This window comes from Paenibacillus antri (assembly GCF_005765165.1).
Taxonomy (GTDB): domain Bacteria; phylum Bacillota; class Bacilli; order Paenibacillales; family YIM-B00363; genus Paenibacillus_AE; species Paenibacillus_AE antri.
Window position 1 is genome coordinate 24,812 of the sequence record NZ_VCIW01000018.1, and the last position, 23,902, is coordinate 48,713.

Annotated in this window: 28 protein-coding genes; all 28 read right to left on the reverse strand. The window is 59.7% G+C overall.

Going from position 1 to position 23,902, the window contains the following annotated elements:
- Nucleotides 1-175: 175 nt before the first annotated feature.
- Nucleotides 176-694: an endolytic transglycosylase MltG gene (locus tag FE782_RS22720; RefSeq protein ID WP_138196641.1), complete on the reverse strand. Its 519-nt coding sequence runs from the start codon at nt 692-694 to the stop codon at nt 176-178.
- Entirely contained in the window at nt 681-1,346 is a 666-nt protein-coding gene (locus FE782_RS22725) for a hypothetical protein (protein WP_138196642.1), read from the reverse strand. Before FE782_RS22725 ends, FE782_RS22720 begins: the two co-directional genes overlap by 14 nt.
- Before the next feature lie 21 nt (nt 1,347-1,367).
- On the reverse strand, nt 1,368-1,694 hold the full coding sequence (locus FE782_RS22730) for a hypothetical protein (RefSeq protein ID WP_138196643.1): 327 nt from the start codon (nt 1,692-1,694) through the stop codon (nt 1,368-1,370).
- A gap of 45 nt (nt 1,695-1,739) precedes the next feature.
- Nucleotides 1,740-3,134 (reverse strand): flagellar assembly protein A, encoded by a 1,395-nt coding sequence (locus FE782_RS22735; protein WP_138196783.1) that lies wholly within the window; start codon nt 3,132-3,134, stop codon nt 1,740-1,742.
- A gap of 56 nt (nt 3,135-3,190) precedes the next feature.
- The gene (locus FE782_RS22740) at nt 3,191-3,982 is read right to left on the reverse strand and encodes a FliA/WhiG family RNA polymerase sigma factor (protein WP_138196644.1); all 792 of its coding nucleotides are present in this window, start codon (nt 3,980-3,982) and stop codon (nt 3,191-3,193) included.
- Between the two features lie 16 nt (nt 3,983-3,998).
- On the reverse strand, nt 3,999-4,397 hold the full coding sequence (locus FE782_RS22745) for a hypothetical protein (protein WP_138196645.1): 399 nt from the start codon (nt 4,395-4,397) through the stop codon (nt 3,999-4,001).
- 3 nt (nt 4,398-4,400) lie between these two features.
- Nucleotides 4,401-4,898, reverse strand: a complete 498-nt coding sequence (locus FE782_RS22750; RefSeq protein WP_138196646.1) for a chemotaxis protein CheD — start codon at nt 4,896-4,898, stop codon at nt 4,401-4,403.
- Nucleotides 4,895-5,482: a chemotaxis protein CheC gene (locus FE782_RS22755; protein ID WP_138196784.1), complete on the reverse strand. Its 588-nt coding sequence runs from the start codon at nt 5,480-5,482 to the stop codon at nt 4,895-4,897. The genes FE782_RS22750 and FE782_RS22755 overlap by 4 nt, the downstream gene beginning before the upstream one ends.
- 35 nt (nt 5,483-5,517) lie before the next feature.
- A complete protein-coding gene (locus FE782_RS22760) occupies nt 5,518-5,979 on the reverse strand; it encodes a chemotaxis protein CheW (RefSeq protein ID WP_138196647.1) in 462 nt (153 codons plus the stop codon).
- 25 nt (nt 5,980-6,004) lie between these two features.
- Nucleotides 6,005-8,098, reverse strand: a complete 2,094-nt coding sequence (locus FE782_RS22765) for a chemotaxis protein CheA (protein WP_138196648.1) — start codon at nt 8,096-8,098, stop codon at nt 6,005-6,007.
- 2 nt (nt 8,099-8,100) lie between these two features.
- Complete coding sequence (locus FE782_RS22770; RefSeq protein WP_138196649.1) at nt 8,101-9,387, reverse strand: protein-glutamate methylesterase/protein-glutamine glutaminase; 1,287 nt, start codon at nt 9,385-9,387, stop codon at nt 8,101-8,103.
- Nucleotides 9,388-9,400: 13 nt separating this feature from the next.
- Nucleotides 9,401-10,315 carry a MinD/ParA family protein gene (locus FE782_RS22775; RefSeq protein ID WP_439116452.1) on the reverse strand — a complete coding sequence of 305 codons (915 nt, stop codon included), beginning with the start codon at nt 10,313-10,315 and terminating at the stop codon, nt 9,401-9,403.
- Complete coding sequence (gene flhF, locus FE782_RS22780; protein ID WP_138196650.1) at nt 10,305-11,618, reverse strand: flagellar biosynthesis GTPase FlhF; 1,314 nt, start codon at nt 11,616-11,618, stop codon at nt 10,305-10,307. The genes FE782_RS22775 and flhF overlap by 11 nt, the downstream gene beginning before the upstream one ends.
- Entirely contained in the window at nt 11,615-13,648 is a 2,034-nt protein-coding gene (gene flhA / locus FE782_RS22785) for a flagellar biosynthesis protein FlhA (protein WP_138196651.1), read from the reverse strand. The genes flhF and flhA overlap by 4 nt, the downstream gene beginning before the upstream one ends.
- Nucleotides 13,649-13,685: 37 nt before the next feature.
- Nucleotides 13,686-14,792, reverse strand: coding sequence for a flagellar biosynthesis protein FlhB (gene flhB / locus FE782_RS22790; RefSeq protein WP_138196652.1), 1,107 nt, complete (start codon nt 14,790-14,792; stop codon nt 13,686-13,688).
- A 22-nt stretch (nt 14,793-14,814) separates the two neighbouring features.
- Entirely contained in the window at nt 14,815-15,600 is a 786-nt protein-coding gene (fliR, locus tag FE782_RS22795) for a flagellar biosynthetic protein FliR (protein WP_138196653.1), read from the reverse strand.
- 6 nt (nt 15,601-15,606) lie between these two features.
- On the reverse strand, nt 15,607-15,876 hold the full coding sequence (fliQ, locus tag FE782_RS22800) for a flagellar biosynthesis protein FliQ (protein WP_138196654.1): 270 nt from the start codon (nt 15,874-15,876) through the stop codon (nt 15,607-15,609).
- Between the two features lie 18 nt (nt 15,877-15,894).
- A complete protein-coding gene (fliP, locus tag FE782_RS22805) occupies nt 15,895-16,668 on the reverse strand; it encodes a flagellar type III secretion system pore protein FliP (protein WP_138196655.1) in 774 nt (257 codons plus the stop codon).
- Complete coding sequence (locus tag FE782_RS22810) at nt 16,665-17,225, reverse strand: FliO/MopB family protein (RefSeq protein ID WP_138196656.1); 561 nt, start codon at nt 17,223-17,225, stop codon at nt 16,665-16,667. Before FE782_RS22810 ends, fliP begins: the two co-directional genes overlap by 4 nt.
- A 4-nt stretch (nt 17,226-17,229) precedes the next feature.
- A complete protein-coding gene (locus tag FE782_RS22815; RefSeq protein ID WP_138196657.1) occupies nt 17,230-17,592 on the reverse strand; it encodes a response regulator in 363 nt (120 codons plus the stop codon).
- Nucleotides 17,593-17,665: 73 nt separating this feature from the next.
- On the reverse strand, nt 17,666-18,961 hold the full coding sequence (fliY, locus tag FE782_RS22820; protein ID WP_138196658.1) for a flagellar motor switch phosphatase FliY: 1,296 nt from the start codon (nt 18,959-18,961) through the stop codon (nt 17,666-17,668).
- Entirely contained in the window at nt 18,951-19,949 is a 999-nt protein-coding gene (gene fliM, locus FE782_RS22825) for a flagellar motor switch protein FliM (protein WP_138196659.1), read from the reverse strand. The genes fliY and fliM overlap by 11 nt, the downstream gene beginning before the upstream one ends.
- 69 nt (nt 19,950-20,018) lie before the next feature.
- Nucleotides 20,019-20,486 carry a flagellar basal body-associated FliL family protein gene (locus FE782_RS22830; RefSeq protein ID WP_238392631.1) on the reverse strand — a complete coding sequence of 156 codons (468 nt, stop codon included), beginning with the start codon at nt 20,484-20,486 and terminating at the stop codon, nt 20,019-20,021.
- Between the two features lie 9 nt (nt 20,487-20,495).
- Nucleotides 20,496-20,717, reverse strand: coding sequence for a flagellar FlbD family protein (locus tag FE782_RS22835; protein ID WP_138196661.1), 222 nt, complete (start codon nt 20,715-20,717; stop codon nt 20,496-20,498).
- Between the two features lie 85 nt (nt 20,718-20,802).
- Nucleotides 20,803-21,624: a flagellar basal body rod protein FlgG gene (gene flgG, locus FE782_RS22840; RefSeq protein WP_138196662.1), complete on the reverse strand. Its 822-nt coding sequence runs from the start codon at nt 21,622-21,624 to the stop codon at nt 20,803-20,805.
- Between the two features lie 84 nt (nt 21,625-21,708).
- A complete protein-coding gene (locus FE782_RS22845; protein ID WP_138196663.1) occupies nt 21,709-22,092 on the reverse strand; it encodes a TIGR02530 family flagellar biosynthesis protein in 384 nt (127 codons plus the stop codon).
- Entirely contained in the window at nt 22,089-22,541 is a 453-nt protein-coding gene (locus FE782_RS22850; protein ID WP_138196664.1) for a flagellar hook capping FlgD N-terminal domain-containing protein, read from the reverse strand. Before FE782_RS22850 ends, FE782_RS22845 begins: the two co-directional genes overlap by 4 nt.
- A 15-nt stretch (nt 22,542-22,556) precedes the next feature.
- Complete coding sequence (locus tag FE782_RS22855; RefSeq protein ID WP_138196665.1) at nt 22,557-23,873, reverse strand: flagellar hook-length control protein FliK; 1,317 nt, start codon at nt 23,871-23,873, stop codon at nt 22,557-22,559.
- Between the last annotated feature and the right edge of the window lie 29 nt (nt 23,874-23,902).

Sequence of the window (23,902 nt, forward strand, 5' to 3'; positions counted from 1 at the left end):
TCACGCACCTCCTCAAAATGGTTTTTTTGGCCTCCGCCCTTCGCATCTTTCCGTCGAGCTCCCGCCAGGCGAAAGCACCGCGATGGAAATTGAAAAGGCGTGTGATTTTTCACACCGTCTATAAATATAACATAACACCGGCGGCCTTCGCAACTTTAACTTCTTTCGTTGAAAATTACGGCGTGATCAACGCTTCGATCAGCTCGTCCATCGTCGGCACGCGGTCGAATCGGTAATGCTTGGCCTGGATTTTCCCGGCGAGGCCTCGCTCGTCCATCTCGATCAAAAAGCCGTTATAATCCGAGACGAGCCCGAGCTCGTACAGTAGCTTGGCGACCGTCGTCAGCTCGGTGCCTTCGGCGATCGTGAAGGCATAGATTTTGGCGGCTTCGGCCGGCGGAGCTTCGGCGGGCTGCTCGGCCGGCTCCGCCGTCTTCTCGTCCCCCGCGCCCGCCGCTGCTTCCTCCAGCGCCTTCTCGACCGCCTCCGCGACGCGAGCCTCAACCTCGGACTCGTTGAACCACGCCATGCGCGCGTCCTTCAAGACGTACCCGCCGGCAGTCGCCGCCGCTTGCAGCTCGGCCTCGGTCAACGCGCTCGTCGCGGACTGGCCGATGCTCGCCAGCTGCAGCAGCAGCGATCCGGCGATCAGCCCCGTTCCGAGCCCGTACAAATACGTCTTACGGCTGGCCATGCTGCGGTTCCTCCTGTTTGGCGAGTCCGATGATCAGCTGCACTTCGCCTTTGTTTTTGCCGAGCTTCTTCGCGATATGTTCGATCGACTTGCCGCTGTCGTGCAGGTCGAACAGTTCCTTATAACGGGATTTCACCGTATCGGCGAACCGGGACGCCGGTTCCGGGACGGGCTTGTCCTCGAGGTCGGGATCGCGCGGGGCCGCCGCATCGACGGGCGTAGGTCGCGATTCGGCGGCGGCATGCGTCACCGACTCGGGGCGCAGCCGATCCGTGCGAAGCGGCGGCGGCGGCAGCTCCGGAGCGACGCCCGCCGCGAACGGCCGAGGCGCGGCGGCGGGCGTCGCCGTCGCAGACTGCGGCGGCGCTGCCGGCGGCCGGCGCTCTTCCGAGGCGGCGGAATGCTTCTCGAGCTGCTCGATGCGGGCGAGCAGCTTGCCCGTCCGCTGTTCGTGCTCCCGCTTCATCTCTCCCACCATCCGGATGAGCTCTTTATTTTCGGACTCGATCTCTTCGGCGAACTGCTGCAGCGTGTCGCCCACGGAGTCGAGGAAATCTTCCTGCACCGGCTTGCGCTCGGGGGTGCGGGGCAGCATCGAGGCGTATAAAATAATGACGAGTCCGAGCAGCGCCACGATCATCCACATGTCCAACGAACATTCCCCCAACCGTCCCTATAATGAAATATCGATATGCTTTCCTTTGTAAGGATGACCCGAATCCGTACCGGGCAAACGGGCGTCCTCCTCCTTGCCGGCCGCGCGCGGCTTCGCCGCGTTCCGCCTTGCGGCGGAGCCGCCGTTCCCTTCTTCCTTCACGTTCAAAAACGCGGAAGCGTCCACCTCCGCGCTGACTTTCTTTCGTCGTTCCGCTAGCTTCGTCGTTTGGTTCGCCAATACCGCTTGATCGTAGGTAGGTTTATGATTCAGATGATTTTGCACGGACGTCGCTTCGTTCGTGCGAGGTATGGCGATCTGCATCTCGACGCCCTTCATGCTCATCTCTCGTTCCCCCGTTCGCGCCCGGCGCGGCCCTTGGGCCGCGGGCTAAAAATGAGAGGTTAACGTGATCTCGCCGCCTTGCAAATGGAAGGCGACCCGTGTCGTAGCGTCCTTGATGAAACGCGTATATCGGCCGATGACGACCTTCGTGCCGGAATACACCGTTCCGATGATTTCGACCTTCGCCTTCTCGATATCCTCAAGGCTCGTTTCGATTTCCCAAATGCGTTCCCTCGTCGCGCCGAGCTCTTCGGTCGACGTGCGCTTCGTGCTGATCAGCTTCGTCCGGAGCTCCATCTTCTCCGGCGTCAACGTGCCGGCGAGCGTCATCTGATCTAACAAATGAAGCGCTTTATCCGTTTTGTCCAGGTTATCCGCGATTTGCTTCGAGGCGGCCCTCAGCAATTGCAGCTCGCTCCGCAGCTCCGGCGCGACGCCGACCTCGAGCGCGGTGGCGGTGGATGTCGAGTTGCCGACCGTACGAGCCACGATCGTCTCGCCGGCTTGCAGATTGCCTCCGACGATCAAACCCTTGGAACCCTTACATAGGATGCTCTGCCCGGCGCGTACGTTCGAATGCAGGATGCTCTGACTGACGACGATGTTTTGCCCGGCGAAGACGTTCGCCTCCTGCATGAAGGAGCTCTTCACGTCGACGCCCGCTTTAACGAATCCCTTATTGCCCGCGAAGATGCCCGACGCGATGTCGATCGAGCCGTCCGCTTCCAGTTCCGCGCCTTCGACTCCGCCCGTGATGCGGATGTCGCCGGCCGCCTTTATACGAAACCCGCTCAGCACGTTGCCGCGGACGACGACCGTGCCGATGAAGTCGATGTTTCCGACGTGATAATCGACGTCCCCGTTCACTTCGTAGACGGGGAAGACGTTGAGCTTGCCCTTTTCCGTTTGGGTGACGAGGCCGTCGATGACCGCATACATCTTCATCTTCTCCGCGTCGACCACGACGTTCTTGCCCTGCTTGAATCTCGCTTCCTTCCCGTCCTTGCCGGGGATCGGCTCGCCGGTGACCGCCATGCCGGCCGTCCCCTTCGTCGCCAGTACGCGCTGAGCGATCAATTGCCCCTTCGCCGCGTTGTTCAGCTGCATCAGTTCGCGGTAATCCACCGCCCCGCTCTCGAGTTCGAGCGGTCTGCGGGCTTTATTTTCCAAACTGAAGAAATTATCGATATACCCGTCCGCGCCGGCGATCGGCGCCGCGCCTTGCGCGATCAATAACGGCGTAGTGACGTAAGATAACGGATGAAGCGCGAATGCGGACAATGCGTCTTCCTTCAAGCCGTAAACGACACGGTTCGCCTTCAGGAGCTCGACGAGCCCCGCCTTCGTGATCGATTGCGCCAAGTCCGGTTCCGCTAGTTGTATGAACACGCTCATTCGGTCCTCCGAGACGGACACCGCAACCGCCGCCCCGAGATTCATGTTGAACTCCGTCGCCACACCATTCCCCCCTCGCCCTTCTCCTTCGACGAATTCCGTTACTGCTGCATCAATTGCTCCTTCGCCCGGCCGAGATGACCCCGCAGCCGGAGAATCGCCTTCGAATGCAGTTGAGAAATTCGAGACGGAGACAACGACATTACTTCCGCAATTTCGCTGAGCGATAATTCTTCGAAATAAAACAGCGATACGACCGTTCGCTCTTTCTCCGTTAACCGTTCGATCGCTTTCGCCAAACTTTCCTTCAGATAGATGTCCCGCACGCTGTCTTCCGGGTTCTTCGCCCGTTCGTCCACGAGCAGCGTCATGCGGGTCTCCGATTCTTCCTCGCGGATCGGATCCTCGAGGGACACGAGCGAAGCGACGGATACTTCCTGCACCATCTGCTGAAACTCTTGCTCCGACACCTGAAGATACGCGCTAATCTCCCCGTCGGTTACGCTGCGCAGATGCTGCTGCTCCAGCCGCTGATACGCCTCTTCGATCTTGCGCGCTTTCTCCCGCACCGATCGCGGCACCCAATCGGCTTGGCGCAGCCCGTCGATGATCGCCCCGCGGATGCGCCAGGAGGCGTACGTTTCGAACTGCAAGCCGCGCTCCAGGTCGAACTTGTCGACGGCGTCGATTAATCCCATTATACCATAACTTGCAAGATCGTCTTTAGACACATTTCGAGGCAAGCCGATGGCCAATCGGCTCGTGACGTAATCGACCAAGCTTACGTAATGCTCGATCAGCTTGCGTTTCGCTTCCGGGTCGCCCGCGGCTTTCCAGCTTCGCCATACCGACGCGATTCCGTTCGTCTGCGTATCCGATAGCGTACTGTCCATCGACTTCCTTCGCCTCCTATTTATCCGACATGTGTCTTAACGCTTGTGCGAGCAATTCCGGGTCGATCGGCGATTCGGTCTTGGCGAGCTTCGGGGGAGAGAGCGGCTTGAAGCCGAGATCAAGCCCAGCCTCCTCCTCTTCGTCCTCCGGCGTGACGATGTCGATCGATCGCCCTTTGGCGGCTTCGTTCGCGGCTTCGGCGTCCCCTGTCCTCGCCGCGGCGGCGGAATCGGCGCTTGCCAGCGCTTGGCCGAGCAGCCAGCGCACCGCGAAACCGATCGCGAACGTCACGGCGAAGGCGATGCCCGTGCGAATGCCCGCCGTAACGAGCGGATTGCTTCGGTACGACAGCAAGAAGATGACCGCGGCCAAGGCGCATGCCGCGACCGCGTTCCACCGCCAAGAGCCGATCATGGCTTACAGCTCCTTCGCCCCGAGTTGTACGCTGCGAACGAACAGCTTGCCCGTCGCGCTTTCGATTTCGATCGTACGTCCATAATTCCCACCCGTATCTTCCGCTATGATCGGAATATTGTAACGCCACAGCGCTTCCTTGCAAGCCTCGACGTTCCGCGGACCGATCCGCATCGTGTCGGCCGCCGGGGACGAGAAGGTGAACATCTGCGCCCCGCCGGCGAGCTTCGCTTGCAGTCTGGCCGCGATCGCGCCGACCTTCTGCATGCGCAGGAGCAGTTCCGGCAGCGCGGTATCTGCGTATTTGGCTTTGTTCAACGCCGCATCCTTCGAGATCGAGGAGGACGGAAGCATGACGTGAGCCATGCCCGCGACGCGAACGACGGGATCGAACAGCGTCAGACCGACGCAGGATCCAAGTCCCGTCGTCCGCAGCGATTGTCCGCCGCCGGCGACGTTCAAATCCGCCATTCCTACTTTCACGATGACGGTTTCGCTCATTCGGGAGGCACTCCCAACGAGGCGAAGATCGTCGCGAACGCGTCCGGATCCGGAATCAGAAACAGGTTGCCTTCCACCCGATCGAACCCGTCGAAGAACGACGTCTCGATCAAGAGCGCTTTATCCCCCATATCCCCGAATTGAAGCAAGCCGTACGCCAGAATCGCGCCCGCCATGTCCACCGCGAAGCCCGGCACCGTCGGCGACAGGTTCAAGCGAGTGAGATCGGCGAGCGACGACAAATAAGAGCCTGCCAATATGTTTCCGATTTCGGACAGAGCCGATACCTCGAGCTCCGTGAAAGGCGCCCCTTCCCCCGTCTCCATAGCGACAAGCTCCAGCAGCAGCTGCTTCGCGGAATCGATCGACAGGAGGAAGAACAAATTGCCCGGCGCGTCCCCTTCCACTCGCAGGAACACCGCGGCGACGACCGCTTCCGCCCCGCCGACCTGCTCGGCGATGTCGTCGAACGGCACCAGGTTGACGCGCGGCACATCCATGTCCACGGGCTTGCCGAGCAGCTTCGACAGCGCCGTGGCGGCATGGCCGGCGCCGATATTGCCCACTTCTCGCAGGACGTCCATCTGCGTATCGCCGAACCGTTCGATATCGCTCAAGGTTAGTCCTCCATCTGCTCCAGCTGAATGATTTCGCTCTTGTTCAGCACCTCGGACAAGTTGAGCATCACCAGAAGGCGATTTTCCCCGACCTTCGCGATGCCGCGCAAATATTTCGCGCGGATGCCGCCCACGACCTCCGGCGGTTCCTCGATGCGATCCGCATTGACGTCGATGACGTCGTTCGCCGAATCGACGATGAAGCCGACCTCCAAGTCGCCGACGCTCACCATCACGATCCGCGAATTTTCCGTAGGCTCGTTCTCGGGCAGACCGAAACGCGAGGCCAGGTGAATGACCGGAACGACGACGCCCCGGAGATTGACGACGCCTTTCACGAAGGGCGGCGTCTTCGGGACCCGAGTCATCGGCATCATTCTTTCGATCGTCTTTACGTGCTCGACTTCGATGCCGTACTCCTCCGTACCGATGGAAAATACGATCGTCTTTGTATCTGCTGCCATTACGACACTTCCTCTCTTGACGAGGTTATTTAATCAGCGCGTTCGTATCGAGAATGAGCGCGACTTGTCCATCCCCTAGAATCGTGGCGCCCGACACCGCGAAGACGCGGTTCAAATATTTCCCGAGCGCCTTCAAGACGATCTCTTGCTGGCCGATCAGCTCGTCCACCGCAAGTCCGGCGATCCGGTCGCCCTTGCGCACGATGACGACTTCCGTCTCGTCTTCGCCTTCGTCGCTATAGTCCGGCACGTCGAACAGCTTGCTTAAGGATACAAGCGGGACGACGCTCGATCGGTAGTCGAACATCCGGTTGCCGTGCACGTTGCGGATGTCCTCCTTGCGGAGAATCATCGTCTCGACGATGCTGGACAGCGGGATGGCGTATTTCTCGCCCCCGAGCTTCACCATCATCGCCATAATGATCGACAGCGTAAGCGGAAGCTGGATCGAGAACTTCGAGCCCTTCCCGAGGGTCGACGTCACCGAGACGCGGCCGCCGAGCGATTCGATCTTCGACTTGACGACGTCGAGACCGACGCCGCGGCCGGAGATGTCGGAGATGACTTCGGCCGTGCTGAAGCCCGAGGCGAACAGAAGCATGTAAACCGCTTCGTCGCTCATCGCGTCGCCTTGCTCCTTCGTGACGATCCCGTTCTTCACCGCGCGCTTCAGCACGACGTCGCGATTAATGCCCTTGCCGTCGTCCTCCGCCTCGATGAATACGTGGTTGCCGCTGTGGAACGCGCGCAGATGGACCGTGCCGGTCTCCGGCTTGCCCGCTTTCACCCGCTCCTCGATCGATTCGATGCCGTGATCGACGGAGTTGCGGAGCAGATGCACCAGCGGATCGCCGATCTCGTCCACCACCGTGCGATCGAGCTCGGTGTCGGCGCCCGTAATGACGAGGTCGACCTTCTTGCCGAGCGACTTGGCGACGTCGCGCACCATGCGCGGGAACCGATTGAATACCGATTCGACCGGCATCATGCGCAGCTTCATGACGACGCCTTGGAGGTCGCTGCTGACCCGTCCCATATGCTCGACGGTTTCGATCAGGTCGGCGCGTTTGATTTCGCCCGCGAGCGACTCCAGCCGGACGCGGTCGATCAGCATCTCGCTGAACAAGTTCATCAGCGTATCCAGCTTCTCGATGTCGACGCGAATCGTGCGAGTCGCCGCCGCCCCCGCGGCCTTCGCGGCCGCTGGCGCGCCCGCCCTAGGCGCCGCGGGCGCGGCCGTCGCCGCTTGCGGCTGCGCCATCGCAGGCGCTTCCGGCGCGGCCGTACCGGCAGCCGCCTCGGCCGCCGCGGACGAATCGGCGCCGGCGAGGTCCTCCGCCGTAATCGGCTGCACCGTCGCTCGTTCGATCTCGGACACGCCGTTGATCGCCGCTTCGATCTCAGCCCCTTCGGAAGCGCTCAGGAAGACGAGCGTAAATTCGTAATCGAAGCGATCCGCTTCGATGTCTTCCGTCGACGGCGCCGACTTGATCACTTCGCCGAGCCGGCCGAGGGCGTCGAACACCATGTAGGCGCGAACCGCCTTCAGCACGCAATCCTTGCGGATCGCGACGGAAATCCGATACGCGCGGTGGCCGGACTCGAGCGATTGCTGCAGCACCGACGATTGGTATTCGTCCAGCAAATCTCGCACCGAACCTCCCGCCGCCGCGGCCCCGCCCGGCGTTCCGTCCGATTGCCCCGCCGCTCCGGCCTTCCGGTTCCCCGCCTTGCCGTACGTCCCGTTCACGATCGCCTTCAAATCGGTCACGATCGAGGAGACGTCCGACTTTCCGGTGCCGCCGTCGACGATATCGGAAACCATCGCCTCGAGCGCGTCCAAGCTTTGGAAGATCGTCTCGAACGTGTAATCTTCCACCTTCAGCTTCCCGTTACGGACTAGATCGAGCACGTTCTCCATCTCGTGCGTAAGCGATGCGATATCTTCGAAGCCCATCGTAGCGGACATTCCCTTCAGCGTATGCGCCGAACGGAACATGTTTTGTACGATGCCGATGTCGTCCGGAGCGTTCTCCAGAGCGAGCATGTTATCGTTCATCGCTTGCAAGTGCTCTCTGGACTCATCGATAAACATGGATAAGTATTGGTTCGTATCCATCCCTACACCTCCTCGGCCTGTTCTACTTCTTTGCGGATTTGGTCCGCGATCGATTCGAGAGGAACCGTCTTCGCGACGCATCCGAGCTCGACGGCGGCGCGCGGCATGCCGTACACGATGCAGCTCGATGCGTCCTCGGCGATCGTCCGGCGCACCCCTTGGTCGTATAACGCCTTCATCCCCTTCGCGCCGTCGCTGCCCATGCCCGTCATGAGCACGGCCGTCCGATCCAACTCCGGCGTCAGCGCGAGCGATTCGAACAGCGCGTCGACCGAAGGGCGATGGCCGCTTCTCGGCGGGTCTTCGTTCAGACGGATGCGATAAGATCCGCCTTCCTTCCGAAGGGTCATATGTAAGCCCCCGGGCGCGATATACGCCGCTCCCGGTCGAAGCTCCATCCCGTCCTCCGCTTCCGTCACCTCGATGGCGCACAACGTGTTCAGCCGCTGCGCCAACGACTTCGTAAAGCCTGCGGGCATATGCTGCACGACGAGAACCGGAGCCGGAAAATGTTCCGGCAGCCGCGTCAGCACCTGCTGCAGCGCCCGAGGCCCCCCCGTCGACGTGCCGATCGCCACGACGCGGTTCAACGCCGCGTTAGGCGGCTTCGGACGTTGCTTCGCGGGCGGCGGCGCTTCCGGTACGGGAGGCTTCGGCCTGGCCGCGGGCTTACCGACCGGCTTGGCCGACGGCGCGGCCGATGCGGAAGCCGCCGGTTTCGCGGGCGCCGGCGCGGCCGGCCGAGCAGGCGGCTTCGATGCGGCCGTCGGCTTCGGCTGCGTCGGCGGAGCGACGCCTCCCCGGACCAGCGGCTCCGTCGCCTTCGGCCGAGGCGGGGAAGGCGGAGGCAACGGCGCGGGCTGCAGCCGGCTGACCGTCTCCTCCCGTCGGAAAGCGACTGCCGCCCGAAGCGTGGCCGCCAGTGATTCCTGCAGCCGCCCGAGATCGCTCGTATTCGGTCCCGAAGGCTTCGGCACGAAGTCGAACGCTCCGAGCTCCAACGCTTGAATCGTAGCGGCGGCGCCTTCCACCGTAGAGCTGCTAAGCATGATGACCGGCGTCGGCGCCTCCTTCATCAGCATCGGCAACGCCTCGAGGCCGGTCATCACCGGCATCTCCAGATCCATCGTGACGGCGTCCGGCCGCAGCAGCTTGACGGCTTCGATCGCTTCCGCTCCGTTGCGTGCCGTGCCGACGACCGTCAGCGTCTCGTCGCTATTCACGATATCGGAAACCACCTTGCGCATGAAGGCGGAATCGTCGACCACCAGAATGCGGTACGGGGGCATTGCGATTCCTCCTTTATTTCATGAACGAAAGCATTCGAGACAGGAACCGCTTGACGCCTCCCGCCTCCGACGTCTCGCCTTCCGGCGCCGACATCGGCTGCGACATTTCGAAACGGCGAACGAGCTCCTTCAGCTCCCGAGTCGCGGCCGAATCCGGAAACAACACGGAGAACGGGATCTGCCGTTTGACCGCCTTGGAGACGTTCGCGTCGTCCGGAATATACCCGAGCGTCGGAATGTCGAGGTGCAGGAACTGATTGGATACCATGCGGATCTTATCCGCCGTCTGCTTGCCTTCCTTCCGGTCGGTCACGCGATTGACGACGAGCTGGAACCGAACGTCGGGCTGCTGGGCGTGAACCATCTTGATAATGGCGTACGCGTCCGTAATCGAAGTAGGCTCGGGCGTCGTCACGACGATCGTCTGTTCCGCCGCCGTAATGAACGTCATCGATTCCTTCGAAAGACCGGCGCCGGTGTCGAACAAGATGTAATCGACCGTCCCGCTCAGCGAAAGCACCTGCTCCGTGAAGTAATCCAGCTCTTCCTTGGTGAGAGAGAGCAAGTCGTTGAAGCCGGAGCCGCCTGCGATGAAGCGGAGATCGTTCGGCCCCAGGCAGACGATCTCCTCGATCGACTTCTCCCGCTTCAGCAAATGGTACAAGTTATACTTCGGCGAAGCGCCCATCAGCACGTCGATGTTCGCCATTCCGATGTCCGCGTCGAAGACGAGCACCCGATACCCTTGCGATTGCAGCTGCAACGCGAAGTTCAACGTGAAATTCGACTTCCCGACGCCGCCCTTGCCGCTGGTAATCGTCAAGATGCGCGTCTGACGTTCCGGCGCGGGCGCCGGCCGCTCCGCAGGCGGCATTCCGACGTCCCGTCGAACGAGATTGCGCAACGCTTCCGCTTGGTCATTCCTCATGAGGTTCACCTACTAGTTCGTCTGCCATGTTCCTCGCGTCGGCGATATGGATGTCGTCGGGCACGTTCTGCCCGTGCGTAACGTAAGAGAGCGACAACGGAAAATCGTGCAACAGGTTGACGATCGACCCGAGCGTGGCGGTTTCGTCCGCTTTCGTGAACAATACCTTCTCCACGCCGAACCGGAAGAAATTGTCGGTGACGGCTTTCATATCGCTGTACTTCATGCTGAGGCTGAGCACCAAGAACGTATCCTTGCGTTCTTCGATCCGAAGCAGCGATTGAAGCTCCGATACCGCCATCTCGTTGCGGAAGTTGCGGCCCGCGGTGTCCATCAGAATCATATCGCGGTCCTGCATCCGATCGAGCGCCTTCTGCAAATCCAGCGCGGAGAAGACGACCTCGAGCGGCACGTTCAAAATGGACGCATACGTTCGCAGCTGCTCGATCGCCGCGATCCGGTACGTATCCGACGTAATGAGGCCGATCGATTTCCGGAATTTGAGCGTCTGCTCCGCCGCCAGCTTCGCGATCGTCGTCGTCTTGCCGACGCCGGTCGGCCCGACGAAATGTACGATGCGCGCGTCTTGCCGAATTTGTTCGATCGGACGTTTGGTAAGCAGCTCGACGATCGCCGATTTCACGGCGGCGCCCGCTTCGACCGCGGAAAGCTCCGAAGCCGGCCTCCCCTCTTCTTCCAAGCGGAGAATCGAATCCTCGACGAGCTTCGCGGCGAGCTCAGACAATACGTCTTGCTCCACGAGGCGCGAACGAATCGCGTCGAAGGCGGGCGGCAACGCTTCCTCGACCGCCGTTGCCGCGCCCGTCCCCGTCTGCGCTTGGGCTAAGCGAAGCATCATCTCTTTCATTTGCTTCATTTCTTGAAGAAGAGCGTCTTCCTTCGCTCCGGACGGCGCGGCCGGAGCCGGCGCGTAAGGCGCGGGAGACGTTGCGGCCGCCGCGGCCTCGAAGCTTGGCCGCGGCTCCGGCCGAACCGAGGTGGCCGGTCTCGTCGCCGCGACGGGAGCCGGAGACATAATCGGCGCGGACAATCCGGCGAGGGACGAAGACGCGGCCGCGGTCGCAGGTCGAGCGGCAGCGATCGCAGGTCGCGCGGTCGCTGCCGATTCGGGATTCGAATCCGTCGCCGCGACGACTTCGACCTTCTTCTTCGTGAACATCCCGAGGAAACCGCCGACGCGAATTTCCTTCGTGTTGATGATGACCGCGTCCTTGCCGAGCTCGGTGCGAATTTTCTGCAGCGCGTCCGGCATCGAATCGACGATATACTTTTTCACCTTCATACGTTCACCACCCCTATGCTTTGGACTTCCACGTTCGGCTCAAGCTCGCTGTACGACAATACGGTAACGTCTTGCATCGCGCGCTCCAGCAGCTGTTTCAAGTACATTCGGATCGTCGGAGACGTCAGCACGATCGGCGCGCCTCCGGATTGCACGAGCTTCGACGCTTGCTCCGTAATTTTCTGAACGACGGTCTGCGAGCTGGCCGGGTCCAAGGCGAGGTAGCTGCCGTGATCGGACTGTTGGACCGCCTCCGCGATTTTCCGCTCCAAGGACGGACCGACCGTTACGACGCGAAGCGTCTCGTTGCCGGGCGCGTACTGCTGCGTAATTTGGCGGGACAAGCTTTGCCTTACGTATTCCGTCAGAATATCGGGATCCTTCGTGTACGTGCCGTAATCGGCCAGCGTCTCGAAGATGGTAACCAGGTCGCGGATCGATACCTTTTCCTTAAGCAGCTTCGCCAGCACCTTCTGCACGTCGCCGATCGTCATCACGTTCGGGATGAGCTCTTCGACGAGCGCCGGGTACGACTCCTTCACGTTCTCCACGAGCGCCTTCGTCTCTTGGCGTCCGATCATCTCGTGCGCATGACGCTTGATGACTTCGGTGAGGTGCGTCGCCACGACCGAAGGCGGGTCGACGACCGTGTACCCGGATATTTCCGCCCGGTCCTTCGCCGCTTCGTCGATCCAGAGCGCCGGCAAGCCGAACGCCGGCTCGACCGTCTCGATCCCGGTGACGCTGTCGTCGTCGATGCCGGGGCTCATCGCGAGGTAATGATTTAGCAGCAGTTCGCCGCGCGCGACCGTATTGCCCTTGATTTTGATGACGTATTCGTTCGGACGCAGTTGAATGTTGTCCCTGATCCGAATGACCGGCACGACGAGGCCGAGCTCGAGCGCGCACTGGCGGCGGATCATGATGATCCGGTCGAGCAAGTCGCCGCCCTGCTGCTGATCCGCGAGCGGAATGAGGCCGTACCCGAACTCGAACTCGATCGGGTCGACCTGAAGCAGATTGACGACGCTCTCGGGGCTCCGCACTTCTTCGATCTGCTGCTCCTCGACGAGCATCTCCTGCTCCGCTTCCCGCTTCTTCAAGACGCCGTCGATCCGATACCCCGCGAACGCCAGCGCGCCTCCGACGGGAAGCGTGAGAACGGGACCGATCGGCGTGAAGATGCCCAGCAGGGCGATCGTACCGCCGACGACGTACAGGAGTTTGGGAAACGATCCCAACTGTTCCATAATATCTTGCGCCAGGTTGCCTTCCGAGGAGGCGCGGGTAACGATCAAACCGGCCGCCGTGGAAATCAAGAGCGCCGGAATCTGGCTGACGAGCCCGTCGCCGATCGTCATGATCGAATACATCTCGACCGCTTGACCGAAATCGAAGCCCTTCATCGTCATGCCGATAATAATGCCGCCGATCAGGTTAATCACGAGAATGATAATGGAAGCGATGGCGTCCCCTTTGACGAACTTCATCGCGCCGTCCATCGCGCCGTGGAAGTCGGCTTCCGACTCGATCTTCTTCCGCCGCTCCCGCGCTTGCTGCTCGTTGATTAGCCCCGAATTCAGATCGGCGTCGATGCTCATTTGCTTCCCGGGCATCGCGTCGAGCGTGAATCGCGCTCCGACCTCGGCGACGCGTTCCGAACCTTTGGTAATGACGATAAATTGAACGATAACGAGGATGAGGAACACGATGAAGCCGACCGCGATGTTGCCCTGAGCTACGAAGGAGCCGAACGTCTCGACGACCTTGCCGGCATGCGCGTTCGCCAGAATGTTTCTTGTCGTCGACACGTTCAGCGCGAGCCGGAACAGCGTCGTGATGAGGAGGAGCGAGGGGAAGATCGAAAATTGCAGCGCTTCTTTCGTATTCATCGCGACGACCAGCATGGTAAGCGCCAGCGAAATATTAATGATCAACATGAAATCGAGGAGATGCGTATGGATCGGCACGATCATCATCAAGACGATCCCGATAATGCCGCCGAGCACCGCTAAATCTTTCAACTTCATCGCGTTCCCCTCCTCTCCTCGTACTAGGCGTTAATGACTATCTCCTGACCGCCGGCAGCTTCGTTCTCGCTTTGTAAACGAAGGCGAGCACTTCGGCGACGGCTTGGAACAGATCTTGCGGAATCGATTCGCCGATCTCGACCTGCGCGTACAACGCGCGAGCGAGCGGTTTATTTTCCATAAGCGGGACATCGTTGTCTTTCGCGACTTGCCGGATGCGCAAGGCGACGTAGTCGGCGCCCTTCGCGATGACGCGAGGGGCGTCCATCTCCGCCCCGTCGTATTTGATCGCGACGGCGAAGTGCGTCGGGTTCGTGATGACCACGTCCGCCTTCGGCACTTCCTGCATCATCCGCTGCATCGCCATTCGACGTTGACGCTCGCGAATTTTCGATTTAATGAGGGGATCCCCCTCGGTCTTCTTGTACTCGTCCTTGACGTCCTGTTTGGACATGCGAAGATTTTTCTCGTACTCCCACTTCTGATACGCGTAATCGAACAGCGCGAGAATGAATAACGCCCCTCCGGAAAATAACCCCAGCCTCAGCGTTAGCGACGCGAGGTATTGGAAGATCGATCCGATCGGGACCGAGGCCAGCGTCAGCAGCGTCGAGCGTTCGCCCCACAAAATCATGAAGGCGATCAATCCGATGACGAGCACCTTCAACATCGATTTCAGGAACTCGACGACCGAACGCATCGAGAAAATTTGTTTGAAGCCTTGTATCGGGTTAATCTTTTCGAACTTCATCTTGAGCGTCTCGCCCGTGAACAAGAAGCCGATTTGCGCGTACGAGCTTAACAACGCCATCAGCACGCCGATCGCCAATACCGGCAGCAGCAGAAGAAGCCCTTCCCGCAGTAACTGCGAAAACATCGCGATCACGTTCGTATCGGTGACGTCCCACAGAATGTATTCTTTAAGTCCCGCGGAGAACATCCCCGCGACGCCCTTGCCCATCGCGGAACCGTACATGGCCAACAGACCGAAACCGCCGAGCATGATCAACGCTCCCGGCAACTCCATACTTTTGGCGACTTGCCCTTTTTTGCGCGATTCCTGCCGCTTCTTCGGAGTCGCCGTTTCCGTCTTTTCTTGCGAGAAGAGCTGCAGGTCGAGCGTATAACGTAACGGGCGCGGCATCGGATACCTCCTTGCGGCTTGCTTAGACGGATCGCAGCGTCCGCATCATCTCGAACATGTTGTCGAACAACGTCGCGAACAGCGTTTGGAACAGAGCCAGAAAGCCGGGAATCAGCAGCAGCGTAATGCCGAGACCGACCAATATCTTTAGCGGCATCCCGACGACGAAAACGTTGAACTGAGGCGCCGTCTTGGCCAATATGCCGAGGGCGACGTCCACTAGAAACATCGAAGCGACGATCGGCGCCGCCATCTGAAACGCCAGCGTGAAGGCCGTCGATACGCTTCTCGTGAGCAGCTCCGTCGGCGGGCCGTCGGCCAGCGCCGCGAAGAAAGAATTATTCAACGGAATCAATTGGTAGCTGTCCATGATGCCGAGCAGCAAATAATGATGACCGTTCAGCGTCAGAAACAAGAGCATGGCGATCATATATTTAAAGCTGCCGAACACGGGACTTTGCGCCCCGGTCATCGGATCGATGACGTTGGCGATGCCGAAGCCCATCTGCATGTCGATGAACGATCCGGCGATTTGGACGACGGTAAAAAACAGATAGGCGACGAAGCCCAGCAGCACGCCGATCAGCGTTTCCCGAATGACGTAGTACACGTATTCGACGTCGATCGGAATCGCGCCGTCCGTACCGGACGTAAAAAATACCAGTAAAGAAACGAACACCGAAATGCCGATACGAAATTGTGGCGGTACATTGTTCTGCGTGGCGAACACCGGCGCCGTAATAAAGAAACCGGTCATTCGACAAAATATAAGCAATAAGTTCGGGTAATACGCCAATACGAGTTCCATATCCGGTTACCCGATAAAATTGTGCAGATTATCAAGCAAGTGGAATGTAAAATCGACCAGCTTGGACAAAATCCACGGACCGAAAAACAAGATCGCCACAAGCACGACGACGATCTTCGGAACGAATGCCAGCGTTTGCTCTTGAATTTGCGTCGTCGCTTGGAAAATGCTGATCGCGAGACCGACGACGAGCGCCAAAATCAACATCGGACCGCTGGCCATTAATGTCGTATAGATCGCTTCGCCGGCGATGCGGATGACCGTATCGGATCTCACTCGCGTCCCCTCCGTTCGTCAGGTATTGAAGCTTAAGAGCAGCGACTTCACGACAAGGTACCACCCGTCGACCAAGACGAACAGCAAAATCTTGAAGGGCAGCGAAATCATGACCGGCGGCAGCATCATCATCCCCATCGCCATCAATGTGCTGGCTACCACCATGTCGATGACGAGAAACGGGACGAAGATCATAAAGCCCATTTGGAACGCGGTTTTCAGCTCGCTGATCGCGAAAGCGGGAATGAGTGCGGTAAGCGGAATGTCCTCGTACGAGGTGGGCCGCGGCATATTCCCGTAATCCAAAAACAGCAGCAGGTCCTTCTCCCGCGTCTGGCTCGACATAAACTTCTTCAGAGGGACGGCCGCTTCGTTCAGCGCTTCGACCTGCGTCAGTTCCCCCGCCAAGTACGGCTTCAAGGCGGTTTCGTTAATTTCGCCGATCGTCGGCGCCATGACGAACAAGCTCAGGAACAGCGCCAATCCGATCAACACTTGGTTCGGAGGCATCTGGTTCGTGGCCAGCGACGTTCGTACGAAGCCGAGCACGATGACGATCCGCGTAAAGCTGGTCATCATAATGAGGATCGCCGGCGCCAAGCTAAGCACCGTCAGCATCAGAACGATGCTTAACGTGGAAGAGACATCCTGAGGCTCGTCCGACGTACCGATCGACAAGTCGATGCCCGGAATCGGAGACTCTGCGGCGATCGCGGCCCCCGGAACGGCGAACAGAGAGGCGCCGAGCAGCGCGATGCCGAACGCCATCGCCGGCAGCAGCTTTCGTATCATCGGTCCTCTTCCCCCATCCAATCCTTCATCGCGTCCTTCCTCGCGGAGACGCCCTTCAGCTTCTGAGACAGCAAATCCTTGAACGCTTCGTTCGATTGCCATTCCGGCGGTTCCGGGTCGGCGCGTCGACGATTGCGCCATCCTTGGATCATCCCCGCAAGGGCGGCGACGGCGGTTCCCGCTGCGGGAATCGGTTTCGCCTCCAGCGAAGCGAGGAGCGCCTCGGCCCGCTCCGGGTCGTCGATCTTATCGAGCAGCGTAATATTGTCGCCGACGCCCACGATATAGACGGCGTCGCCGATCTCGACGACTTGCATCGACTTGTTTTGTCCGAGGGGGACGCCGGCATGAACCTGGAGCGAGCGATCCCCCGACCAACGCTTATTCCTTGCGGCCAGAAACCGGATCAATACGACGATCAGTCCGATGACGACGGCAAGGACGACGATGACTTGAAAGAAGTTGCCGTAGAAATCACCTGTGGAAAAGTCCGCCGGCGCCGTCACGGACGGCGCGTCAGACGAACCGCCGAACGTACCGATCAAGGTTCCGTACATGGAATCAGCCCAACGTCTTCTTAATGGCTTCGATGACGCGATCGGCTTGGAACGGCTTGACGATGAAGTCCTTCGCGCCCGCTTGGATCGCGTCGATGACCATCGCCTGCTGGCCCATGGCGGAGCACATGATGACTTTCGCGCTCGGGTCGAGCTTCTTTATTTCTTTCAATGCGGTAATGCCGTCCATCTCCGGCATCGTAATATCCATCGTAATCAGATCCGGGTTCGTCTCTTTGAATTTTTCGATCGCCTGCGCGCCGTCGCTGGCTTCGCCTACGACCTCGTACCCGTTTTTGGATAAGATGTCCTTGATCATCATGCGCATGAATGCTGCGTCGTCCACTACTAAAATACGGTTCGCCATTCGATACAATCCTTTCGATCGTTAGTTTGTTTATTTTCAAGTACGAAGACATACGAATTGCTTCCGCCGGATCTTACTGAAGCTTCTGGATTCGATCCCAAGGGCTGACGATGTCCGTTACCCGCACGCCGAAGTTCTCGTCGATAACGACGACTTCTCCCTTGGCGATCAGCTTGTTGTTGACCAAGATGTCGACCGGCTCGCCGGCAAGCTTATCGAGCTCGACGATCGAGCCTTGGGACAGCTCGAGAATGTCTTTGATTTGCTTCTGCGTCCTACCTAATTCAACAGTAACCTTGAGGGGTATGTCCAGAAGCAAATTCAGGTTGGAGTTTTCCGTATTCGCAGCCCCGAATCCGGACAAATCCGAAAACTGCGCCGCCTGCACGTTTCGATTCGGCGGCGGAGGCGCGTAGCCGTGCTGCGGCATCTGCGGAGCCCCGTAGGCCGGCGCTCCGTACGGAGGCGCGTATGGCGGCGCATAAGGCGGCTGCTGATGTCCCGGCGGCGGATACCCTCCATAGTTCGGCGCGGCAGGCGGCTCGCCGTACTGCGGCGGCTGAGACGCAGGGGCCGGGGTCGGAGCTGGAGCAGGCGTCGACGCAGGCGGCGGCGTCGCTGCTTTCGGCGCAGGCGTCGACGCGGCAGCGGGTTCGCTCGCGGCGCCGCCCATCAGGATCGATACCATGTCCTTCGCGAACCAGACCGGAAGCAGCTGCATGATGCTGGAATCGATCAGGTCGCCGATCGCCAGACGGAACGATACCTGGATGAACGCGTCTTCCGTCAGCAGCCGGTCCCCCTCCCCTTCCGCGAAGTCGAGCACGTCGATGCCCGGCGGGGAGATGTTGACGAACCGGTTGAAGATCGTCGACATCGACGTCGCGGAGGAACCCATCATTTGGTTCATCGCTTCTTGGACGGCGCTGACGTGGATTTCGTTCAGCTCCGTCTCCTCCGGATGGCCCGTTCCGCCGAGCATCAGGTCGGCGATGACCTGAGCGTCGCGCGTCTTAATGACGAGCAGGTTAATGCCGTGGAAGCCGTCGACGTAGTTGACATGGACCGCGACGTGCGGACTCGGGAACGTCCCGGACACTTCCTCCTTGCCGATGACGGACACCTTCGGCGTCGTAATATCGACCTTGCGGCCGAGCAGCGTGGACAACGCCGTCGCGGCGCTGCCGAACGTAATGTTGCCGATCTCGCCTAAAGCGTCCTGTTCGATCGGCGTCAAGTAATCGTCGATCGACAGCATCGAGCCGGAAGCGGATCCGCCGGCGAACGCGTCCAGCTCGTCGTTCGAATCCGACGAAGCGCGGAGCAGCGCGTCGATCTCCTCTTGCGATAAATAATCTTTATTCGTCATGCTCTTCTACTCCTTCGGTCACATAGTCCGTGATTTGAACGGCCAGCTTGCCCTTGACCGTGCCCGGGGTGCCGGTGTATTTCGAACGGTCGCCAATTTTAATATCGAGAGGTTCGTCCACAGATTTCGACAACGCGATGACGTCGCCGGTCGTCAAACTTAAAAATTCCCGAATCGTAATCGTCGAGGAACCCAGCTCAGCGATAATCGGTAACGACGCCCGGTGAAGCCTCTCTTGCAGCACTTCCATTTCTTCCGGCGCCCGCGTCTTCTTCGGAGAAAAGAACAGATTATTCACGGATAGTCTCGGCATGATCGGCTCGAGAACGACATGCGGGATACAGAGGTTGATCATCCCCGTCGTATCACCGATTTTCGTGCTTAAGCTGATCAGCGCGATCGTTTCGTTCGGGGAGACGATCTGCATGAACTGCGGATTCGTCTCGAGCGCCTCAAGTCTCGGATTGATCTCGATGACCGTCTTCCAAGCTTCTTGAAGGCTGTCGAACGCTTTGCTGAAAATCCGCTCCATGACGATCGTTTCGATTTCCGTCAGGTTCGTGATTTTCGAAGGCGACGTCCCGGTACCGCCCAACAGGCGGTCGAGCATCGCGTACGCGACGTTCGGATGCACCTCGAGCACCATGCGGCCCTCGAGCGGTTCGGCTTCGAAGATGTTCAAGATCGTCATCTTCGGGATGGATCGGATGAACTCGTCGTACGGGAGCTGTTCCACTTGAACGACGTTGATCTGCACGAACGTTCGCAGCTGCGCCGAGAAGTACGTCGTCAGAAAGCGGGCGAAGTTTTCGTGGATCCGCGTAAGGCTTCGGATATGGTCCTTCGAAAACCGGACGGCGCGCTTGAAGTCGTAGGAGCGGACTTTCTTCTGGGTTTCTTCTTTTTTTAGCTCTTCGGCGTCCATTTCGCCCGAAGACAACGCGGCAAGTAACGCGTCTATCTCGTTCTGCGAAAGTACGTCCACCATGGGGGTCACCCTCTTTTTTGCGCAAAATCAAGTCGACAAGCTGTCAAACCCTGTATAGCGTGTAACGGTTTAATTCTCGGTAACGATGAATTTCGTGATGTACACATGTCTTACTTTTCCTTTGTGAAGCAGTTCGTTCGTCTTGTTGAGCAACGCGGAGCTGATCGCGTCGATGCCGGCGCTGCCTTGCACTTCGTTCGGCGCCATATCCGTCAGCGTCGTGTTGATGACGTCCTTCATCTTGTAGCTCAGGAGCTCGAATTCGTGCTTCGCGTCGACGCTGTCCATTTCGAACGTGAAGCTCGCGCTCACGAAATAGGCGGGATCGGAAAGATTCGTGATGACGTCGTCGATGGCGAACGTCATCTCCGCCAGCTTTTCGGCGCTGACGTGTTCGGTTTCCGTTTGGTCCGCTTGCTCTCTTGCGGCCGCTCTCGGATCCGACGGAGACGATTCCTTGAAGCTGTTCCAGAGCACGAAGGCCGCTCCGACGATGAGCGTGACGGCCAGCAGGATCACGATGATCCAAGGCAACATTTTTTTCACTTACGACCCCTCCGATTGCTGTAACTCGACGGTTGTACGAACGAGCCCGATCCCCGATAAATAGGCTTGAACGAGCGCGGCCAGTTCCGTCGTTTTTTCCGTGACCACTAATTTTTTGCCTGTCGTCAGCGTAATGATCGTATCCGGAGTTTCTTCCACCGTCTCTATGAGTAGAGCGTTCACGGTCACGCGCGTTCCGTTCAAGCGGGTCACGGTGATCATAAACCATTCCTCCTTCGCGCCCGTCCGTCGACCGGGAGGAGACGTCCTCCCGGTCCGGAGCGGTTTCCTTAGCCGTTAGCCGTTATTAACGCTTCAGGTTGACGACTTCTTGCAGCACTTCGTCCGATGTCGTGATAATGCGCGAGTTCGCTTGGAAGCCGCGCTGCGCGACGATCATTTCCGAGAATTCGTTCGTCAGGTCTACGTTCGACATCTCGAGCTGACCGGAGATGATCGCGCCCGTGCCGACTTCCGGATCGTTCGCGACGCTTATTTCGAACTCGCCGTCCGGATTCGCGTTCGCGTTCATGCGATACATATTGCCGCCGATCTTCTCGAGCGCCGCCGGGTTCGCGACCTTCACGACGCCGACTTGAAATTCCGTCGGCTCGCTCGTGCCGTCCGCGCCGATCGCGATGATCGTGCCGTCTTGCGCGATCGTGAACGCGGTCACTTCTTCATCGAGAACGATGTTGCCGCCGCCAGCCGTCTGTACGAAGTAACCGTCCGCGGTGACGAGCTGGCGAGCGCCGTCGAGCGTGAAGTTACCCGCACGGGTTAAGTATGGGATGTCTTGATCTTCGCCCGTCGTCACGGCGAAAAATCCGTCGCCGTCGATCCGAAGGTCGGTAACGACGTTCGTCGTCATCGCGCTGCCGGGCGTATGAACCGTATCGATCGCGCCGAGCGTTACGCCAAGACCGACTTGCTTCGCGTTCACGCCGCCTCGTACGCCGTCCTCCGGCGCCGTGATCCCGGAGATCGTCTGGCTGAGGATGTCTTTGAACATGACGCGGCCGGATTTGAAGCCGACCGTATTGACGTTCGCGATGTTGTTGCCGATGACGTCGAGCTTCGTCTGGAAACCGCGCATGCCGGAAATCCCTGAATATAGCGATCGTAACATGGAATAGCCTCCGCTTTTTTAATTAGGTATGTCGTTACGCTTCATTCGGTCCGCGTAACCGGTGGGCCTCCGTTAGGGCCAGCCCTACTTCACTAAGATGGTGCTGTCGATTTGCGTAAAGACGTGATCGTTCATGGATGCCCCGTCCATCGCCGTGACGACGGTCCGGTTTTTCACGTTGACGATGAACGCCAGATCCTGAAACAATACGAGCGAATCCTTCGCGCCCTTGGACGCCGCCTTGTCGATCGCCCCTCCGAGCCGATGCAGCTGCTCCGGTTCAAGACGGATGCCGCGCTGGGCAAGCCGCTGCTCCGCATGATGACTGAACTTGACGAGGTGGCCGTCGAGCACGTCCTGGAACGCCGGTCCGTTCGACGATGCCGCCGGTTTCGCGGGCGATTGTTTCGGCGCTATGAAACCTACGCGATTCGGAAACATCTGTCCTATCGTCTGACGGTCGCTCATGGCGTCGCTTCCTCCGTCACCGTCCGCATGCCGACGATGTCGCTTACGGCGATCTGCTTGCCGCCGATTTCCGCGTACTGCGCGCCTTCCTTAATGACGATGCCGTCCACGACCCCCGTGCCCTGTCCGGTCGGTTCGCCGCTCTCGTCATACGTCAGCCACGTCACCTCGCGTCCGATCATGCCGGATGCGATGCCGAGCGATTGACGCAAATCCTGGATTTCTTTCGTCATGTTCATCATTTGTTCCAGGGACGAAAATTGCGCCATTTGCGCGATAAATTCGCGGTCCTGCATCGGCGCCGCCGGGTCTTGGTTTCGGAGCTGCGTGATCAAAATTTTCAAAAATTGATCCTTGCCCATGACGTTACCGCTTTGCCCGTTCGATCCGTTCGTCGTCGATGTCGCGTTCACTTTCGAATAATTAGGCCATTGCACCGCGCCTGCCATAGATTCACCTCCCGATTACGCCTGAGCCCGGAACGAGCTTCCGTCATTGCCCCGTTCAACCGCATCCGCCCCGGCGTTCACCGCGAGCGCTTCCGCCCAATCTTCGGCTTCTTGCTCCTTGTTTCCACGCTCGCCGCGAGCTCCGTCCCGTTCGGCCGGCTGCCGTTGCTGGCGCCCTTCCTGGAACAAACCGGACTGGAAGCCGCTAGGCTGCTGCTGCGACACGACCAATCGCTCTACCGTCACGCCTTGGCTTTGCAAGCTGCTGCGAAGCGTCGCCAAATTCGATTCAAGCGCTTCCTTCGCCATCGCCGATTCCGTCGTGATCGCCGCGGTCAATTGGCCGTTCGCGATCGACAGCTTCACCTCGACTTGACCGAGATGCTCCGGCATAAGCTTCAGCACCGTCTCCGCTTTCAGGCTGCCGGTCTTCGCGGAATGCTTCAGCATCCACTCGTTCAACCGCTCCGTCGCTTCCGCGAGCGGCATGCGCGGGGCAGCTTCCGTTCCCTTGGCCGCTTCCGCTTGCGTCGCCGCCTTCGCCGCTTCGGACGCGCTCGTATGCAACACGCCGTTCGTCTCGCCGGCCGTCGGCTCCGCGCCTTTCGCCGACGTGTCGACGGCGGCGGCCGCTGCCGCGTTCGTCTCCCCGTTCGCGACGCGAACCATCGCGGTCTTCGCCTGCATCGCGGTCAAGTGCGACCAGCGAACGTTCGCGGACGGCGTCTCCGCCTTCGGCTGCGCCTCCGTCTCGACCGTCCCGTTCGTCTTCGTCAGCAAGTTCGCGATATCGGATTCGACGGCCGAGGTTATGACTGCCTTCGCCTGCTTCGCCGCCGCCGCTAAGAACGGTTGCGCCTCGTTGGATTTCAGAACCTCCAGCAGCCGGGTAAACAATACGGAAAGCGGTTTTCCTTTTTCCTCCGCATCCATCTGTTGCCCCGCCGCCGGATGACCCGCCATCGTCAGCTCCGCGTCCGTCATCGCCATCCATTCCGCGACCTTCGGATCCGCGGCAAGCTTCTGCTGCTGTTCCGCCGAGAGCGAACCGATCCAAGCCGCGAGCTGCTCCAGCGCCGCTTCGAGCGCCTCCTCGTCCGTCGCGCCTTCGCCCGTCTCCGTCGTCCCGAGCGTCGCGCCGGTCAACAATCCGAACAAAGTCGTCTCCTGCGCCATCGCCGGCATCGCGTCGCCGCCGAGCAAGCTGGCTACGAGCGCCGCGAAGGCGGAGCCGCTCGCGGACTGTCCCGCGCCGGACATTCCGGTTTGCGTCAAGCCGTTCGGCATCGATTGGGTCGTCATGCCCGCGAATAAAGTCTGTACTCCATTCATCTTTGTGTTTCACCTCCTTCCCCGTCTTC

Bases quoted from the DNA above. Each gene is read 5' to 3' on its own strand.
- FE782_RS22740 (WP_138196644.1), bottom strand. From the start codon at position 3,982: ATGGACAGTACGCTATCGGATACGCAGACGAACGGAATCGCGTCGGTA.
- FE782_RS22835 (WP_138196661.1), bottom strand. From the start codon at position 20,717: ATGATCACCGTGACCCGCTTGAACGGAACGCGCGTGACCGTGAACGCT.
- FE782_RS22830 (WP_238392631.1), bottom strand. From the start codon at position 20,486: ATGTTGCCTTGGATCATCGTGATCCTGCTGGCCGTCACGCTCATCGTC.
- FE782_RS22810 (WP_138196656.1), bottom strand. From the start codon at position 17,225: ATGTACGGAACCTTGATCGGTACGTTCGGCGGTTCGTCTGACGCGCCG.
- FE782_RS22850 (WP_138196664.1), bottom strand. From the start codon at position 22,541: ATGGCAGGCGCGGTGCAATGGCCTAATTATTCGAAAGTGAACGCGACA.
- FE782_RS22735 (WP_138196783.1), bottom strand. From the start codon at position 3,134: ATGAATCTCGGGGCGGCGGTTGCGGTGTCCGTCTCGGAGGACCGAATG.
- FE782_RS22760 (WP_138196647.1), bottom strand. From the start codon at position 5,979: ATGGCAGCAGATACAAAGACGATCGTATTTTCCATCGGTACGGAGGAG.
- FE782_RS22775 (WP_439116452.1), bottom strand. From the start codon at position 10,315: ATGAGGAATGACCAAGCGGAAGCGTTGCGCAATCTCGTTCGACGGGAC.
- flhA (WP_138196651.1), bottom strand. From the start codon at position 13,648: ATGAAGTTGAAAGATTTAGCGGTGCTCGGCGGCATTATCGGGATCGTC.
- flhF (WP_138196650.1), bottom strand. From the start codon at position 11,618: ATGAAGGTGAAAAAGTATATCGTCGATTCGATGCCGGACGCGCTGCAG.
- fliY (WP_138196658.1), bottom strand. From the start codon at position 18,961: ATGACGAATAAAGATTATTTATCGCAAGAGGAGATCGACGCGCTGCTC.
- FE782_RS22845 (WP_138196663.1), bottom strand. From the start codon at position 22,092: ATGAGCGACCGTCAGACGATAGGACAGATGTTTCCGAATCGCGTAGGT.
- flhB (WP_138196652.1), bottom strand. From the start codon at position 14,792: ATGCCGCGCCCGTTACGTTATACGCTCGACCTGCAGCTCTTCTCGCAA.
- FE782_RS22770 (WP_138196649.1), bottom strand. From the start codon at position 9,387: ATGCCCCCGTACCGCATTCTGGTGGTCGACGATTCCGCCTTCATGCGC.
- FE782_RS22855 (WP_138196665.1), bottom strand. From the start codon at position 23,873: ATGAATGGAGTACAGACTTTATTCGCGGGCATGACGACCCAATCGATG.
- fliR (WP_138196653.1), bottom strand. From the start codon at position 15,600: ATGGAACTCGTATTGGCGTATTACCCGAACTTATTGCTTATATTTTGT.
- FE782_RS22730 (WP_138196643.1), bottom strand. From the start codon at position 1,694: ATGAGCATGAAGGGCGTCGAGATGCAGATCGCCATACCTCGCACGAAC.
- FE782_RS22755 (WP_138196784.1), bottom strand. From the start codon at position 5,482: ATGGACGTCCTGCGAGAAGTGGGCAATATCGGCGCCGGCCATGCCGCC.
- FE782_RS22815 (WP_138196657.1), bottom strand. From the start codon at position 17,592: ATGGCGAACCGTATTTTAGTAGTGGACGACGCAGCATTCATGCGCATG.
- FE782_RS22720 (WP_138196641.1), bottom strand. From the start codon at position 694: ATGGCCAGCCGTAAGACGTATTTGTACGGGCTCGGAACGGGGCTGATC.
- FE782_RS22750 (WP_138196646.1), bottom strand. From the start codon at position 4,898: ATGAGCGAAACCGTCATCGTGAAAGTAGGAATGGCGGATTTGAACGTC.
- FE782_RS22765 (WP_138196648.1), bottom strand. From the start codon at position 8,098: ATGGATACGAACCAATACTTATCCATGTTTATCGATGAGTCCAGAGAG.
- fliM (WP_138196659.1), bottom strand. From the start codon at position 19,949: ATGGTGGACGTACTTTCGCAGAACGAGATAGACGCGTTACTTGCCGCG.
- fliP (WP_138196655.1), bottom strand. From the start codon at position 16,668: ATGATACGAAAGCTGCTGCCGGCGATGGCGTTCGGCATCGCGCTGCTC.
- FE782_RS22745 (WP_138196645.1), bottom strand. From the start codon at position 4,397: ATGATCGGCTCTTGGCGGTGGAACGCGGTCGCGGCATGCGCCTTGGCC.
- flgG (WP_138196662.1), bottom strand. From the start codon at position 21,624: ATGTTACGATCGCTATATTCAGGGATTTCCGGCATGCGCGGTTTCCAG.